Here is a 14,929-nt window from a genome sequence, read left to right as displayed (position 1 = left end):
TATTTAAAACTATGAAAGACGTTTTAAACAGACTAATAAATCACGAGACTATATCTTCGGATGAAGCCAAAGAGATCCTCATGAATATTTCGAAAGGCGAATACAACCAGAGTCAGATTGTTTGTTTCCTATCCGTATTTATGATGCGAAGTATTACCATCGACGAATTGCGCGGCTTTCGAGATGCGCTTCTGGACCTTTGTATTGCCGTAGATCTAAAAGATTATAATCCCATCGATCTTTGCGGAACCGGAGGCGACGGCAAAGACACCTTTAATATTTCAACCTTAGCATCCTTTATCACAGCAGGTGCCGGTGTTCATGTGGCTAAGCATGGAAATTACGGCGTATCGTCCTCCTGCGGATCTTCCAACGTTATGGAGCATTTAGGTATTAAATTCTCAAACGAAATAGACTTCCTAAAAAGATCAATAGAAGACGCCGGTATTTGTGTTTTACATGCGCCGCTTTTTCACCCCGCCATGAAAGAGGTAGGTCCTATCCGAAGAGAATTAGGCGTCAAAACCTTTTTCAATATGTTGGGTCCGATGGTTAATCCGGCCTTTCCACAAAATCAAATGGTAGGCGTTTTTAATTTAGAATTACAGCGCCTTTACGGCTATCTCTATCAAAAAACTAATAAAAATTATAGCATCATTCATGCTTTAGATGGTTATGATGAAATTTCATTGACAGGAAAAGCGAAGATTATTTCCAACCGAGCTGAAACCTTGTTCAAACCGGAAGATCTAAATTTGAACTATATTAAACCAGAAACTATTACCGGAGGTGATTCCGTAGGTTCTTCAGCTCAAATTTTCATGAACATCATAAATGGTCAGGGCACCGAAGCACAAAACAATGTGGTGTGCGCTAATGCCGGTTTAGCAATAGCCACCACCAAACAAATTTCACATGAAGAAGGCTATGAAATGGCTAAAGAATCCTTATTTTCAGGGAAGGCTAAAGGAAGTTTAGATAAACTGATTGCATTAAGTAAATGATGAATATTTTAGATAAAATAACGGCAGATAAACGCAGGGAAGTCCAGCTCAGAAAAGGCTTGATCCCTGTCTCACAATTAGAAAAATCGGTTTTATTCGAGCGCAAAACGGTTTCTTTAACCCAGCGTTTAAAAGAAAGTAAATCCGGTATCATTGCGGAACACAAACGCCGATCACCTTCAAAATCCATCATTAATAATAGTTTGAATGTTCAAGATGTGGCTCTCGGTTATGAGAATGCAGGTGTTTGCGGCATGTCTGTGCTCACCGACGGAAAATACTTTGGAGGTTCTCTGGACGATCTTTTAACGGCTCGAGCCTGTTGCCATTTGCCATTATTACGTAAAGAATTTATTATTGATGATTATCAAATTTTAGAAGCTAAAGCTTATGGTTCCGACGTGATTTTACTCATTGCAGCCATACTTTCAAGAGAAGAAATAAAACAGTTTTCAGAACTTGCTCAAAGTTTGGACCTGGAGGTCTTACTGGAAGTACATAATGCAGAAGAGTTACATAAATCCATCATGCCTAGTTTAGATATGTTGGGTGTGAACAACCGTAATTTAAAAACCTTTGATGTAAGCCTTGAAACGAGTAAAAACCTAAGTCAACTGATCCCAGACGACTTCGTAAAAGTCTCTGAAAGCGGCATAAGTGCTGTTGAATCCATTCAGGTATTACGACCTTACGGCTATCAAGGTTTTTTAATTGGTGAGAATTTTATGAAAACGGATAACCCTGGCGAAAATGCCAGTCAGTTCATTAAAAATTTGGAGTCATGAAACTAAAGGTTTGCGGCATGAAATACGAGGATAACATCAAGGCAGTTGCAGCTTTACAACCAGATTATCTGGGTTTTATTTCCTTTGAGAAATCAGCTCGAAACTTCACCAAAAATGATATTCCGGAGATTTCAGAAAACATCATAAAAACAGGGGTTTTTGTAGATGATACTGTCAATAACATTTTAGAACATATTTCAAAATTCGGGTTTGGCGCCGTTCAATTACATGGCCAGGAATCTCCCGAATTTTGCCGCGAATTAAAACAAAAACATCAATCACAATACCCCGATATATCCCTCGAGATCATAAAAGTATTTTCCATAAAAACCGACTTCAATTTTGAGCTTCTAAAACCTTACGAGGCGGTATGCGATTACTTTTTATTCGATACGAAAGGACCGCTACCCGGAGGTAACGGCTACACATTTAACTGGAATATTTTAAACCAATATCCTTCAACAAAACCCTTTTTCTTAAGTGGTGGTATTGGATTGGAAGAGGTTGAAAAACTAAATGCTTTTGCACAAAGTGAGGCCTCCAAATATTGCTACGCAATCGATGTGAATAGCAAGTTTGAAGATGCCCCGGGATTAAAGAATACAGATAAATTAAAAGAGTTTAAAACACATAAATTTTTGTCCGCTCAGGACGTTTGAACATCATGAAATATAATGTAAACGAAAAAGGTTACTACGGCGAATTTGGCGGGGCATATATCCCCGAAATGCTTTATCCTAATGTCGAAGAACTACGCCAAAATTATTTAAAGATCATGGCTGAACCGGACTTTCAAAAGGAATTTAAACAACTTTTGAAAGATTATGTAGGGCGCCCTTCGCCCTTGTATTTTGCAAAACGCCTTTCAGAAAAATACAATACAAAAATTTATCTCAAACGCGAAGATCTTAACCATACCGGAGCTCATAAGATCAATAATACCATCGGTCAGATCCTTATGGCGAAACGTCTTGGAAAAACCCGTATTATCGCTGAAACGGGTGCCGGCCAACACGGCGTGGCAACAGCTACGGTTTGTGCCTTGATGGGGATGGAATGTATTGTATACATGGGTGAGATCGACATTGCACGTCAGGCACCAAATGTGGCCCGCATGAAAATGCTAGGTGCTAAAGTGGTTCCTGCATTATCAGGAAGTCGCACCTTAAAAGATGCCACCAACGAGGCCATTCGCGACTGGATCAACAATCCTGTAGACACGCATTACATCATTGGTTCAGCTATTGGGCCACACCCATATCCAGACATGGTCACCCGTTTTCAAGCTGTGATATCAGAAGAGATCAAATGGCAACTCAAGGAACATGAAGGTCGTGAAAACCCCGATTACGTTGTAGCATGTATCGGTGGTGGCAGTAATGCTGCCGGCACTTATTATCATTATTTACACAACGAAGATGTGGGTATTATTGCCGTTGAAGCAGCCGGAAAAGGTATCGATTCCGGGGAGAGTGCTGCAACCTCCGTGCTGGGAAAAGAAGGCATCATTCATGGTTGCAAAACATTGCTGATGCAAACTCAGGACGGGCAGATCACCGAGCCCTACTCCATCTCGGCGGGTCTCGACTATCCCGGTGTGGGCCCTATGCACGCCCATTTATCCCAGACAGGACGTGCTGAATTTATGTCCATAACCGACGCCGATGCCATGGAAGCCGGCCTAGAATTATCAAAGCTCGAAGGTATCATTCCGGCCATCGAAACCTCACACGCCCTGGCCATTTTTAAGTACAAAACCTTTAAACCTACCGATGTGGTGGTCATGAGTTTGTCTGGTCGTGGCGACAAGGATTTACAAAATTATATCGATTATTTTAATATTTAAATTATGGGCGTTCCCTTGCAGGTCGGGCTTTCCGCTAAATCTTTTTTGATAAAAAAATCAAAAAAGGATACCGCTGCAATCCCTAACGCAACTTCAGTAAAAACAACATGCATAACAACGGAATCATGAATAGAATACAACAAAAACTTCAAGAGGATAAAAAACTCCTTTCTATATATTTCACAGCAGGCTATCCGGAATTGAACGATACGGTTAGCGTCATTCAAAACCTCGAGAAAAGTGGTGTCGATATGATCGAAATCGGACTCCCGTTCAGCGATCCGCTCGCTGATGGACCTACCATTCAGAACAGTTCTACCGCCGCTTTGAAAAACGGAATGACCACCGAAACCCTATTCAACCAAATAAAAGATATTCGAAAAACGGTAAATATCCCTTTGATCATTATGGGATATTTTAATCCCATGTTGCAATATGGTGTGGAAGCCTTTTGTAAAAAGTGTGAGGAGATTGGTATCGACGGACTTATAATCCCTGATCTTCCCGTTGATGTTTATCACGAGCAATACAAGGCCATTTTTGATGCCCATGGTTTGATCAATGTGTTTTTAATTACCCCACAAACCAGCAACGAACGTATTCAATTTATCGATTCGGTTTCCAACGGATTTATATATATGGTTAGCTCAGCGAGTGTTACGGGAAATACTTCCGGTTTTGGTGACGACCAAAAAGCCTATTTTACCCGTATCTCTAATATGGGTTTAAACAATCCTCAAATTGTTGGTTTTGGAATCTCAGATAACCAAACATTTACGGAGGCTACACAACATGCCAAAGGTGCCATCATTGGTAGTGCGTTTATAAAATTCCTGACCAAAAATGGTGTCGACCGCATTGAAGATTTTGTTAGATCCATACGATAACAAAACGTCTCACTAAAAACATTTACTTCAATGAAAAAACAATTGACTGCCGTGGTATTCGCCATGGCCATCGTCGTGGCATCCATTATTTTAGGTTATGCCGTGATCAACAGAAACAACAAACCCGGAAACATCGCCGTAACCGGACTAGGAGAAACAAATTTCACCTCTGACCTCATCGTTTGGGAAGCTCGATTTTCGCAGGTCAATAAAGATCTTAAACAGGCTTATTCCGACCTAAAAAACGATAAAGAAACGATTTCAAAATATCTAAAATCAAAAGGACTGCCCGATAGTGTTCTGGTATTTTCAGCAGTAACCTCTTCAAAAAAATCAAAAAATAAATATTCCACTGATGGGAAATATATTGGTGAAGATTTTATTGGTTACGACCTCAATCAAACGGTTCAAATTAAATCTCCTGAGGTTGAAAAAATTGAAAAGATTTCACGAGAAATTACGGAATTACTCAATAAAGGCATTCAATTATACTCGTCGTCGCCACGCTACTATTACACCAAATTGGAAGACCTGAAAATTGAAATGGTATCCCGCGCAACTGAAAATGCACACCTAAGAGCTAAAAGCATCGCAGAAAATTCCGGAGCAACGTTGGGTGAGTTATCTAAAGCTCAAATGGGTGTATTTCAGATTACCGGCCAATATTCCAACGAGGATTACTCCTGGGGAGGTGCTTACAACACATCATCAAAAGAAAAAACAGCCTCCATTACAATGAAACTAACCTACCAAGTTCGGTAATTTAACAATACAACCTCAGGTTTTAAGATAGCTTTAATAGAATTTTAGTCTTATTTCTGTATCTTCTTTATGAACCCAAAAAAAGAAAGATTATGGAACGAAAATTTGAAAGAACAAAAGAACAAAAACATCCTTTAAACCCAGAAGGAAATACAAATCAGAAGACAAATGATTTTGACATTGATGAAAAAACAATTAAAGATCAACAGAATAAAAAATAAACCTTCTGAGAATATAATTTAAAAAAGAGCCTGTTCAATTTTTTGAGCAGGTTCTTTTATATTTGGGCTATAAATTCTAAAAACACCATGGCCTTAAACATTGTTTTAATTGAACCCGAAATCCCTAATAATACCGGAAATATTGGGCGCTTAGCTCTCGCAGCGGGCGCAGAACTTCATTTGGTAAAACCTTTCGGATTTGAAATTAACGACACCCGTTTAAAGCGGGCAGGTTTGGATTACTGGGATCACCTCAAGGTTCATTATTACGAGAACCTGGAAGCTTTTTTTGAGGAACATAGCGACAAATCTAAGGCGTTTTTTTCCAGTCATGGTAATAAAGACTATTGGGACATTCCTTTCGAAGACAATTTATTTTTAATATTTGGAAAAGAATCTGTTGGTTTGTCTAAAAGTCTCCTTAAAAAGCATCATAAAAATACCTATAAAATTCCTATTTTTAGTCCACATGTAAGAAGCCTTAACCTTGCTAACGCTGTTAGCATTGTGGTATATGAGGGGCTAAACCAACTAAACCACCACTAAAATGAGATATATCCTCAGTTTTTTATTCATTTTTATGCTAGCAACTTCCTGTAAACAAAATAACTCGAGCTTAAATACACAACTTGCAGTTGATGTTGATTTATGGCTAGATTATTCAGAAGAGGCCACCACGTTTAAATTATGGTCTCCTACGGCAGAAAAGATCCGATTAAACCTGTACAATAACGGAACAGATGGAACCGCCTACCAAACAGAAGCGCTTGAACAAGGGGCAGATTATGTGTGGTCTAAAACTCTGGAGGGTGATCTGGCAGGTGTTTATTATACCTTTCAAATAAATGTTGAAGGCCAATGGCTGGAAGAAACCCCGGGTGTTTACGCACAGGCTGTAGGCGTAAATGGAAAACGGGCGATGGTTGCATACTTAAAACCCACCGATCCTCAGGGTTGGTCTGAGGATCAGGGACCTAAATTATCTTATCCAAATGAAGCTATTATTTATGAATTACAAGTTCGCGATATGACCATACAACCCGAATCGGGATCGAGCTATCCGGGGAAATTCCTTGGTTTGGTAGAACCGGGCACAAAAGGCCCACAAGATGTTGCTACAGGTATCGATCATATTATAGAACTTGGCGTAACACATGTTCATATTCTTCCCGCTTTTGACAATTACTCCATAGACGAAAGCCAATTAGACAAACCACAATACAACTGGGGTTATGATCCGCAAAACTATAATGTTCCTGAAGGTTCTTTTTCTACTGACCCGTTTCATGCCGACGTACGGATCAAAGAATTTAAAGCAATGGTGAAAGCCTTTCATGATAATGGAATTGGTGTTATTCTGGATGTGGTATACAACCATACCGGACGAACCAAGAATTCTAATTTTAATTTAGAAGCTCCTGATTATTATTACCGTTTAAATGAAGATGGCTCCTACTCGGATGCCTCCGCATGTGGAAATGAAACCGCCTCGGAAAAACCTATGATGCGCAAATTTATTTTGGAATCGGTAAAATATTGGACTAAAGAATACCACTTGGATGGCTTTCGTTTCGATCTTATGGGAATCCATGATATTGAAACCATGAATGGGGTTGCCGAGGCCGTTAAAGCGATAAACCCCAACGCAATAATTTACGGTGAAGGCTGGACAGCTGGAGGTTCGCCATTGCCGAAATCGGAGCAGGCATTGAAAAAGAATACCTACAAAATGCCACAGATCTCAGCTTTTAGTGATGATCTTCGTGATGGTTTGAAGGGTTCTGTTTTTGAGGATGAAGGAAAAGGCTTTGTTAGTGGTGAAAAAGATATGGAAGAATCTGTTAAATTCGGTATTGTTGGAGCTATAAAGCACCCTGATATTAATTACAAAAAAGTTAATTATTCCGATAAAGCCTGGTCTCTTCACCCTTGGCAGTCGGTGAGCTACGTTTCGTGTCATGATAATCACACTTTATACGATAAATTAAAAATATCTACAGAAAATCAAACCGTAGGCAGTATAGAGGCTATGGATAAACTGACCAACGCCATAGTGTTAACCTCTCAAGGTATGGCATTTTTACATGCCGGATCTGAAATGCTGCGAACGAAACAAGGCGTAGAAAATTCTTTTGAATCACCGGATAGTATTAATAAGATCAATTGGAACTGGAAAGTCGACCACGCTGATGTGGTAAGCTATTATAAAAACCTGATAAGGTTACGAAAGGCCCATCCGGCATTTCGGATGACAACTGCCTCGGAAGTTCAAAACAACCTGAAATTTAAAACCGTTAAAAGTGGTTTGATCAGTTACCAGATAAGCAACAATGCTAATGGCGACGACTGGAAAAATATAATGGTTGTTTATAATGCCAACAAGAACCCTTATATGTTAAAATTAGATGGCACATGGCAGCAGGCTGTTCATGGTGATGATTTTACTTTAGAGGATGGCAAAACACTTGAAAAAGCAGTCATGGTTCCTCCGCAATCCATGTTTATAGCGTATCAAAAATAACCATTCAGGACGCCAAAAAATACTGATCAAACTAATAGTGATTGAGCGTTTTTTCGAATTAAAAATTCGTCACTAATTGCGTTTGGAACGTCTGTGAAAAGATTTGTTACTCGGTTTTCTTGAATTTCCGGATCGTTTATTCCCGCTATTCCGAGAACGATTACCCCCACCCTGCTTTATTGGGGCTGTTGATGCATTTGGATCCGGCTCAAAGCCTTCAACAATAGTTACGGGAATAGTCATCTCTATTAATTTTTCAATGTCATTTAAAAAGGTGGTTTCATCGGCACTTACCAGTGATAATGCTTCACCTGAAGCTCCTGCCCGACCTGTTCTTCCAATACGGTGCACATAATCTTCAGGGACATTAGGTAACTCAAAATTAATAACATGCGGTAATAACGGAATGTCCAAACCACGGGCTGCAATATCCGTAGCCACTAAAACGCGTACCTTCGATTGTTTAAATCCAGCCAATGCTTTAGTTCGAGCACCCTGACTTTTATTTCCATGAATAGCTGCTGCGGAAATACCTGCTTTGTCCATTTTTTGACATAATTTGTTGGCACCATGTTTTGTCCGGGTAAAAACCAGAACTTGCTTCCAGTCGCCATCAGAAATCAGTTTAATAATTAAATCGGTTTTCGAGGCTTTCGCGACACGATAGACTTTTTGATTTATTATGTCGACGGTTGTGTTTTCCGGAGTGGCCTCAACCTGAACAGGATGTTTTAAAATACCCTGAGCAAGTTTTCTTATATCCTTTGAAAAAGTAGCTGAGAACATCAAATTTTGACGTTTTTCCGGCATAAGCTTCATAACGCGTTCAATATCTCTTAAAAAACCCATATCCAGCATTCTGTCTGCTTCATCCAGAACAAAAATTTCAACCCGTTTTAAGGAAATGATATTTTGGTTAACAAGGTCTAACAAGCGACCAGGTGTAGCTACAAGCACATCAACCCCTTGTCGGATAGCTGCTGCCTGCGGTTTTTGATTTACGCCACCAAAAATAACGGCGGCTCTCAAATTTAAAAAAGCTCCGTATTCTTTAACGTTACTAAAAACCTGCGCAGCAAGTTCTCTTGTTGGAGTTAAAATTAAAGCCCTTATGGGTCTGAACTTGCCTTTCGGATTCTCTGAAAGTACATGTAATAATGGCAACGTAAAACCTGCTGTTTTTCCCGTTCCGGTTTGAGCCGATGCTAAAACATCTTTTCCTTCTAAAATAGGTGGAATGGCTTTTTGTTGTATGGGAGATGGGATTGTGTATCCTTTTTCGCTAACGGCTTGTAGCAAGGCTTCGGATAAGCCTAAAGATTGAAATGACATATATTGTGTTTATGGAAGGTCTATTAAAGACATTTGAGATAATAAACTACAATACAATTTCTATCTCCTTCAAATTAAAGCGCAAAGGTATGGTTAATTTATCATTTTAATTGAAATACTTCATTTTAAGCGAAAAAAACACGAAATTCGTTTTCCACTAAAAAAAAATCTATGAAACATTTATTCTTGGCCCTGCTATGCCTTTATTTATTTTCGACCAACAGTTTCGGTCAGAAAAAAACAAGTTTAAAATTATTGGACATCTTCGACATGGAATATGTCTCAGATCCGCAGATCTCACCTGATGGTACCCGAATAATTTACGTGAGGAATTTTAAGGATATCATGACTGATAAAAATTTATCCAACCTATGGATTATCAATTTTGATGGTACTGAAAATCGGCCTTTAACAACTGGAAACCAAAATGACAATTCTCCAAGATGGTCCCATGATGGTAAAAAGATCATCTATAAATCGAATAAAGCAGATGAAAAGACCAAGGTGTATTTATATTGGTTAGACAGTAAAGCTGAAACCGCGCTAACCCATGGAGAACATGTACCTAATAATATTAGTTGGTCTTATAATGACCAAACATTAGCATTTGACATGTTTGTTCCCGAAAAAGATCCATTGATTATAAACATGCCTGAAAAACCTAAGGATGCGAAATGGCAAAATCCACCTATTTATATTGATGACATCAAATATCGCAGTGATGGTGAAGGCTACCTGAAGCCTGGACACAAACAATTATTTACTTTGCCAATTCAAGGAGGAACACCAAAACAGCTCACCTTTGAATCCTACGACCATACCAGTCCTGTTTGGTCTGCCAACAATACCCATTTATACTTTACAGCTAATACACATAAAGCCGAAGATCTTGAACCCCAAGATTCAGAAATATACAGTTTTTCATTAGTGAATGGTAGTATAAAAGCGCTAACGAATCGCTATGGACCAGATAATAATCCAACTGTCTCTCCTGATGGAAAAAAAATTGCCTATTTGGGTTATGACGATCAATTGTTAGGGTATCAGCAATCCAGCTTGTACGTCATGAATACTGACGGAAGTAACAGTACGTTGATCTCAAAAAACTTTGATAGAAGTGTTGAAAATATCAGCTGGAGGTCGAGCGGCAAAGAACTCTTTTTTCTATATAAAGAAAAAGGAAAAACAAAACTAGCCGCAATAAATCTGAATGGTAAAGTAAAAGATATTACAGAAGATGTAGGTGGCCTGTCATTTGGACGGCCTTATAATTCTGGTGCGTTCTCAGTGTCAAACAACGATCATTTTGCTTACACCCTGGGTGGTACAGAACATCCGTCTGATCTTGGTGTTACCGATTTAAAGAACACCAAACGCTTAACCGATCTGAATGCTGATTTATTTGCTTTCAGGAATATCGGGAATGTTGAGGAATTATGGTGGGAATCCTCATATGATAATCTAAAAATACAGGGGTGGCTAGTGACTCCTCCCGATTTCGATCCATCAAAAAAATACCCTTTGATTCTAGAGATTCACGGAGGACCTTTTCTAAGTTACGGATTCGAGTTTTCATCTGAAATACAAGAATTTGCTGCAGCGGGTTATGTCGTACTTTACTGTAACCCCAGAGGAAGCACGAGTTATGGAAATGCATTTGCTAACGAAATACATCATGATTATCCAAATCATGATTATGAAGATTTAATGTCTGGAGTAGATACCGTTCTTAAAAAAGGTTTTATAGATGAAGATAATTTGTTTGTTACCGGTGGCAGTGGCGGCGGTGTTCTAACAGCCTGGATCATAGGAAAAACTAATCGTTTTAGAGCTGCTGTAGTAGCAAAACCTGTTATAAACTGGACCAGTTTTGTATTGTATGCTGATAATATTGCGTCCTACTCAAAATATTGGTTTGCGAAGAAACCCTGGGAAGATCCTGAAAGTTACCTGAAGCGTTCTCCCCTGAGTTATGTAGAAAATATAAGCACGCCAACCATGTTGTTAACCGGCGAAAATGATTTTAGAACACCAATTCCGGAATCGGAACAATTTTATGGTGCATTGAAATTACAAAATGTAGAAACGGCTATGGTTCGTATTCCTGGAGCCTCTCATGGCATTGCTTCAAAACCAAGTAATCTGGTGGCAAAAATGGCGAGTATATTATCATGGTTCGAAAAATACCGAACACGATAAATAATTATAATTAGAAAAATTCTCTGTATTGCATAACCCTGAAATCAAACGTATTGAATTCAGGGTTTTTTGCTTTTAAATGTTTGTATAGCGGCATACTTCCTATAGTGCGATTAGCGGAACCCGATGCTGAAGTTAGCGATACCGTTTTGATTATCCTTCCTGATAATTCAAATTGATGAATCCTGGGGATCTCGTTCGAAATGAGGTGTAGTTTTAATTGATAGTCCTTGAGATGCTTCCTGAAAAAATATTCCGGTCCGTTTTTACTATTTCCGCCAGTAAACAGTAATGTATGCACTTTCGGATAGGCTTTTAAATAACCTATGAGATCTCGAAGCTCCACGTTTTCTATTCCCAGATCAGAAGCATCAATTTTTTTTCGTTCACATGAACCTACCATATCGCAAACCCCTATTTTATACTTAATAAGAAATGCCTTCCGCTGTGCCACCGCCTCCTCCGAATTATCGTAACGAAAATTTAAGTTGTGAATTTTATCAATGTAAAGCCATAATGAATTGTAGTAACTGCCATAACAAAAATCGACATCCTGCTCTAAAAGATCTCCCGTTGAAAATCGAGGCGGCGGTAAAGTACCCACGATAAGTTTTTCGGTAGTTTCCTGAATGAATGGTTCGTAAGGATGTTTATGATGAAACACGATAAAGCTTGATATTTAGGTGGAAATTCGCTATATTCTAGTGCAACAAATTAATTAAATAATTATGGGAAAAGGAGATAAAAAAACAAAACGTGGTAAAATTTACAGAGGGACCTTTGGTGTACGTCGTCCGCGTATAAAAAAGAAACGTTCTGCAGAAAGCAAAATCAACATTAACGATAAAGCTAAAGTGAAATAAATCACCTGATAAACACTAGATCGTTTGGCTTCGACAAGTCTTCACTGTAGCTATACCCACCATAATTAAATCCTTTAAGATCGTCCACGGTTTTAGCATCATGATCTACAACATATCGCGCCATTAAGCCACGAGCTTCTTTAGCGAAAAAGGATATAATTTTATATTTTCCGTTCTTAAAATCTTTAAACGTAATATCCACGACAGGTACTTTGAGCGCTTTTTTATCTATGGCCTTGAAATATTCATTACTAGCGAGATTCAAAAATACCTCATCATTTTCCAATTCTTCATTCAGGGCTTTTGTAATATCCTTTTTCCAAAACTCGTATAAATTTTTCTTGGTACCAATAGCCATTTTAGTACCCATTTCCAAGCGGTAAGGTTGGATTAAATCGCTAGGTCTTAGCACACCATACAAACCGGACAAGATCCGAACCGTATTATTTAAAGTGTTTATTTTATCCCCTGGGATGGTGTAAGCATCTAACCCCTTGTACACATCGCCGTTAAAGGCATAGACTGCAGGACGCGAATTAGCTTGGGTAAATGGTAATTCCCATTCCTGATTACGTTCATAGTTCAATTGTCCAAGAGCATCAGAAATATTCATCAGTTTGGATAATCCTTTAGCTGATTTCTTTTTAAGAATTTTATTCAAGCGTTCAGATTGTTCTAAAAATTGCGGTTCTGTGAATTGATTGGTAGGTAATTCACTTTCGTAATCTAAAGATTTAGCTGGTGATAAAACTAATTTCATAACAATGTCTTTTTCTAAAACAAAAATACAATACATGACCCATTATAAAAACAGAGCATGAGAATAATTTATAATACAATTATAAATGTAATTTATTCTATTTCCTGATGTTTAGCGTAGTTACGCCATTTTTCTATGCAGGCTTCCAAATCTTCCGGTAAAGGTGTTTCAAAACGCATAAATTTTCCAGAAACAGGATGTTCAAATCCCAAGGTTTTAGCATGTAAAGCCTGGCGTGGTAATACCTTAAAACAGTTCTCAACGAACTGTTTGTATTTGGTAAACGTGGTACCTTTTAGAATTTTATCACCACCATAGCGCTCGTCATTAAATAGAGTATGACCAATATGCTTCATATGGACGCGGATCTGATGGGTTCGTCCGGTTTCCAAAATACAGGATACCAAGGTTACATAACCAAATCGTTCCAAAACTTTATAGTGAGTCACAGCCGGTTTACCTTTGTCTGCATCGTCTCCTAAATAAACGGTGTTCTGTAATCTGTTTTTAGGATGCCTTCCAATTGCGCCTTCAATGGTCCCCTCCTCTTGTTCAATATTACCCCATACCAAAGCGACATACTCACGTTCACTGGTTTTTTCAGCAAATTGCATTGACAAATAAGCCATAGCGTGTTCTGTTTTAGCCACTACCAAAAGACCGCTGGTATCTTTATCAATACGATGCACGAGTCCTGGTCGCTCACTGGAATTGTTAGGCAGGTTTTCAAAACGGTAAATCAAGCCATTGATCAAAGTTCCTGAATAATTTCCATGTCCCGGATGCACAACCATACCAGCCGGTTTATTCACCACTAGCAAAGCATTATCTTCATAAACAATATCCAAATCAATAGGTTCACCTACCAAAAGGTTTCCGTGTGGCGGATGTTTGAACAACACCCTAATTTTATCATAGGGTTTTACTTTGTAGTTGGGCTTAACCGGTATGCCATTTACAAATACACTCCCCTCTTTGGCAGCCGTTTGAATTTTATTCCGCGTAGCATTTTCAACAAAATTCATTAAATATTTGTCGATCCGCAATGGTTTCTGACCCTTTTCTACATCAAAAGCATAATGTTCGTAAAGGTCTTCATCATCATCAGAAAATTGTGGTGTATAATCCTCCATATTAGGGTTGGTTTCCATTTCCTAAAACCAAATCAATAACGGCAGTTTTTGGTAATTTATCCCCTTCTTCAATGGTCTTGCCATCATGCATCATTTGCAACACCATATCTCTAGCAATGTTATCTTTATAAATGAGTCTACCCACTTTAAAACCAAGTGCTTCTAATGTAGGTTGCGCTTGTCTTAATGTTTTTTCAGTTAAATCGGGTACGCGAATCTTACGGTAACCGGAAGGATTTATTGTGAGATAGATTTTTCGATTATCCTTTACTTTAGACCCGGCCGGTGGTTCTTGCTCAATAACGGAAAACTTGGGATAATCCGGATTGTAATTAGCAGAATCCTGAACCTGCATATTTAAGTGGTTTTCTTTCAAGGTCATTTGAGCCACATTAAGGGATTTCCCAGTGAGGTCAGGCACGGTCTCAAATTCACCATGGTTGGTGTAAACACTTAACCATTTCAATAAAATAAAACTTAAAACCAGAACAGCAACTCCTGCCAATAAAACCTGTTTTAAAAAAAGTTTACTTTTTAAGAATTTGAGGATGCGCATGTGAAGAATTTTATATTTAGCAAATATATAAAAACCCAAGTGTTTTTTCTTTTCCAATTT

16 protein-coding genes are annotated in these 14,929 nt (G+C 38.6%); 11 read left to right on the top strand and 5 right to left on the bottom strand.

Translation table 11 applies throughout. The features are described 5' to 3' along the window. The first annotated feature begins 11 nt into the window (after window positions 1–11). The 9 genes from trpD (at window position 12) to pulA (ending at window position 8,026) form a co-directional block, all read left to right on the top strand. Complete coding sequence (gene trpD / locus V8G61_RS06620) at window positions 12–1,004, top strand: anthranilate phosphoribosyltransferase (RefSeq protein WP_394874724.1); 993 nt, start codon at window positions 12–14, stop codon at window positions 1,002–1,004. Further along, window positions 1,004–1,789, top strand: coding sequence for an indole-3-glycerol phosphate synthase TrpC (trpC, locus tag V8G61_RS06615; protein WP_394875296.1), 786 nt, complete (start codon window positions 1,004–1,006; stop codon window positions 1,787–1,789). The genes trpD and trpC overlap by 1 nt, the downstream gene beginning before the upstream one ends. Further along, on the top strand, window positions 1,786–2,448 hold the full coding sequence (locus V8G61_RS06610) for a phosphoribosylanthranilate isomerase (RefSeq protein WP_394874723.1): 663 nt from the start codon (window positions 1,786–1,788) through the stop codon (window positions 2,446–2,448). The genes trpC and V8G61_RS06610 overlap by 4 nt, the downstream gene beginning before the upstream one ends. Window positions 2,449–2,453: 5 nt before the next feature. After that, complete coding sequence (gene trpB, locus V8G61_RS06605) at window positions 2,454–3,635, top strand: tryptophan synthase subunit beta (RefSeq protein ID WP_394874722.1); 1,182 nt, start codon at window positions 2,454–2,456, stop codon at window positions 3,633–3,635. A 125-nt stretch (window positions 3,636–3,760) separates the two neighbouring features. Then, on the top strand, window positions 3,761–4,522 hold the full coding sequence (gene trpA, locus V8G61_RS06600; RefSeq protein WP_394874721.1) for a tryptophan synthase subunit alpha: 762 nt from the start codon (window positions 3,761–3,763) through the stop codon (window positions 4,520–4,522). Between the two features lie 30 nt (window positions 4,523–4,552). Next, a complete protein-coding gene (locus tag V8G61_RS06595; protein ID WP_394874720.1) occupies window positions 4,553–5,284 on the top strand; it encodes an SIMPL domain-containing protein in 732 nt (243 codons plus the stop codon). 92 nt (window positions 5,285–5,376) lie between these two features. Next, entirely contained in the window at window positions 5,377–5,505 is a 129-nt protein-coding gene (locus tag V8G61_RS06590; RefSeq protein ID WP_394874719.1) for a hypothetical protein, read from the top strand. Between the two features lie 87 nt (window positions 5,506–5,592). Beyond that, window positions 5,593–6,051, top strand: coding sequence for a tRNA (cytidine(34)-2'-O)-methyltransferase (locus V8G61_RS06585; RefSeq protein ID WP_394874718.1), 459 nt, complete (start codon window positions 5,593–5,595; stop codon window positions 6,049–6,051). Window position 6,052: 1 nt separating this feature from the next. Continuing rightward, window positions 6,053–8,026, top strand: coding sequence for a type I pullulanase (gene pulA / locus V8G61_RS06580; protein ID WP_394874717.1), 1,974 nt, complete (start codon window positions 6,053–6,055; stop codon window positions 8,024–8,026). Window positions 8,027–8,098: 72 nt separating this feature from the next. On the opposite strand, the gene V8G61_RS06575 is transcribed toward pulA, so the two are convergent. Then, window positions 8,099–9,358: a DEAD/DEAH box helicase gene (locus tag V8G61_RS06575; protein WP_394874716.1), complete on the bottom strand. Its 1,260-nt coding sequence runs from the start codon at window positions 9,356–9,358 to the stop codon at window positions 8,099–8,101. A gap of 171 nt (window positions 9,359–9,529) precedes the next feature. Here V8G61_RS06575 and V8G61_RS06570 point away from each other — a divergent pair, with 171 nt between their 5' ends. Beyond that, window positions 9,530–11,557, top strand: a complete 2,028-nt coding sequence (locus V8G61_RS06570) for a S9 family peptidase (protein ID WP_394874715.1) — start codon at window positions 9,530–9,532, stop codon at window positions 11,555–11,557. A 10-nt stretch (window positions 11,558–11,567) separates the two neighbouring features. Here V8G61_RS06570 and V8G61_RS06565 read toward each other — a convergent pair whose 3' ends face one another. Further along, window positions 11,568–12,221 carry a uracil-DNA glycosylase family protein gene (locus V8G61_RS06565; protein WP_394874714.1) on the bottom strand — a complete coding sequence of 218 codons (654 nt, stop codon included), beginning with the start codon at window positions 12,219–12,221 and terminating at the stop codon, window positions 11,568–11,570. Window positions 12,222–12,285: 64 nt separating this feature from the next. Here V8G61_RS06565 and V8G61_RS06560 point away from each other — a divergent pair, with 64 nt between their 5' ends. Next, on the top strand, window positions 12,286–12,420 hold the full coding sequence (locus V8G61_RS06560; RefSeq protein WP_394874713.1) for a 30S ribosomal protein THX: 135 nt from the start codon (window positions 12,286–12,288) through the stop codon (window positions 12,418–12,420). Window position 12,421: 1 nt separating this feature from the next. On the opposite strand, the gene yaaA is transcribed toward V8G61_RS06560, so the two are convergent. The 3 genes from yaaA to V8G61_RS06545 form a co-directional block, all read right to left on the bottom strand. Further along, window positions 12,422–13,180, bottom strand: coding sequence for a peroxide stress protein YaaA (yaaA, locus tag V8G61_RS06555; RefSeq protein WP_394874712.1), 759 nt, complete (start codon window positions 13,178–13,180; stop codon window positions 12,422–12,424). A gap of 92 nt (window positions 13,181–13,272) precedes the next feature. Then, window positions 13,273–14,313 (bottom strand): RluA family pseudouridine synthase, encoded by a 1,041-nt coding sequence (locus V8G61_RS06550; RefSeq protein WP_394875295.1) that lies wholly within the window; start codon window positions 14,311–14,313, stop codon window positions 13,273–13,275. Between the two features lies 1 nt (window position 14,314). Then, the gene (locus tag V8G61_RS06545; protein ID WP_394874711.1) at window positions 14,315–14,869 is read right to left on the bottom strand and encodes a PASTA domain-containing protein; all 555 of its coding nucleotides are present in this window, start codon (window positions 14,867–14,869) and stop codon (window positions 14,315–14,317) included. Window positions 14,870–14,929 lie beyond the last annotated feature (60 nt).

Origin of the sequence: Gaetbulibacter sp. M240 (assembly GCF_043876815.1) — a bacterium.
Lineage (GTDB): Bacteria > Bacteroidota > Bacteroidia > Flavobacteriales > Flavobacteriaceae > Gaetbulibacter_A.
Note: the sequence above shows the minus strand (reverse complement) of the source record. Positions and strands in the feature narration are given on the sequence as shown.

What these genes read in the sequence shown, in the direction of transcription:
- trpD (WP_394874724.1), top strand. Translation starts at nt 12, where the DNA reads ATGAAAGACGTTTTAAACAGACTAATAAATCACGAGACTATATCTTCG.
- trpC (WP_394875296.1), top strand. Translation starts at nt 1,004, where the DNA reads ATGAATATTTTAGATAAAATAACGGCAGATAAACGCAGGGAAGTCCAG.
- V8G61_RS06610 (WP_394874723.1), top strand. Translation starts at nt 1,786, where the DNA reads ATGAAACTAAAGGTTTGCGGCATGAAATACGAGGATAACATCAAGGCA.
- trpB (WP_394874722.1), top strand. Translation starts at nt 2,454, where the DNA reads ATGAAATATAATGTAAACGAAAAAGGTTACTACGGCGAATTTGGCGGG.
- trpA (WP_394874721.1), top strand. Translation starts at nt 3,761, where the DNA reads ATGAATAGAATACAACAAAAACTTCAAGAGGATAAAAAACTCCTTTCT.
- V8G61_RS06595 (WP_394874720.1), top strand. Translation starts at nt 4,553, where the DNA reads ATGAAAAAACAATTGACTGCCGTGGTATTCGCCATGGCCATCGTCGTG.
- V8G61_RS06590 (WP_394874719.1), top strand. Translation starts at nt 5,377, where the DNA reads ATGGAACGAAAATTTGAAAGAACAAAAGAACAAAAACATCCTTTAAAC.
- V8G61_RS06585 (WP_394874718.1), top strand. Translation starts at nt 5,593, where the DNA reads ATGGCCTTAAACATTGTTTTAATTGAACCCGAAATCCCTAATAATACC.
- pulA (WP_394874717.1), top strand. Translation starts at nt 6,053, where the DNA reads ATGAGATATATCCTCAGTTTTTTATTCATTTTTATGCTAGCAACTTCC.
- V8G61_RS06575 (WP_394874716.1), bottom strand. Translation starts at nt 9,358, where the DNA reads ATGTCATTTCAATCTTTAGGCTTATCCGAAGCCTTGCTACAAGCCGTT.
- V8G61_RS06570 (WP_394874715.1), top strand. Translation starts at nt 9,530, where the DNA reads ATGAAACATTTATTCTTGGCCCTGCTATGCCTTTATTTATTTTCGACC.
- V8G61_RS06560 (WP_394874713.1), top strand. Translation starts at nt 12,286, where the DNA reads ATGGGAAAAGGAGATAAAAAAACAAAACGTGGTAAAATTTACAGAGGG.
- yaaA (WP_394874712.1), bottom strand. Translation starts at nt 13,180, where the DNA reads ATGAAATTAGTTTTATCACCAGCTAAATCTTTAGATTACGAAAGTGAA.
- V8G61_RS06550 (WP_394875295.1), bottom strand. Translation starts at nt 14,313, where the DNA reads ATGGAGGATTATACACCACAATTTTCTGATGATGATGAAGACCTTTAC.
- V8G61_RS06545 (WP_394874711.1), bottom strand. Translation starts at nt 14,869, where the DNA reads ATGCGCATCCTCAAATTCTTAAAAAGTAAACTTTTTTTAAAACAGGTT.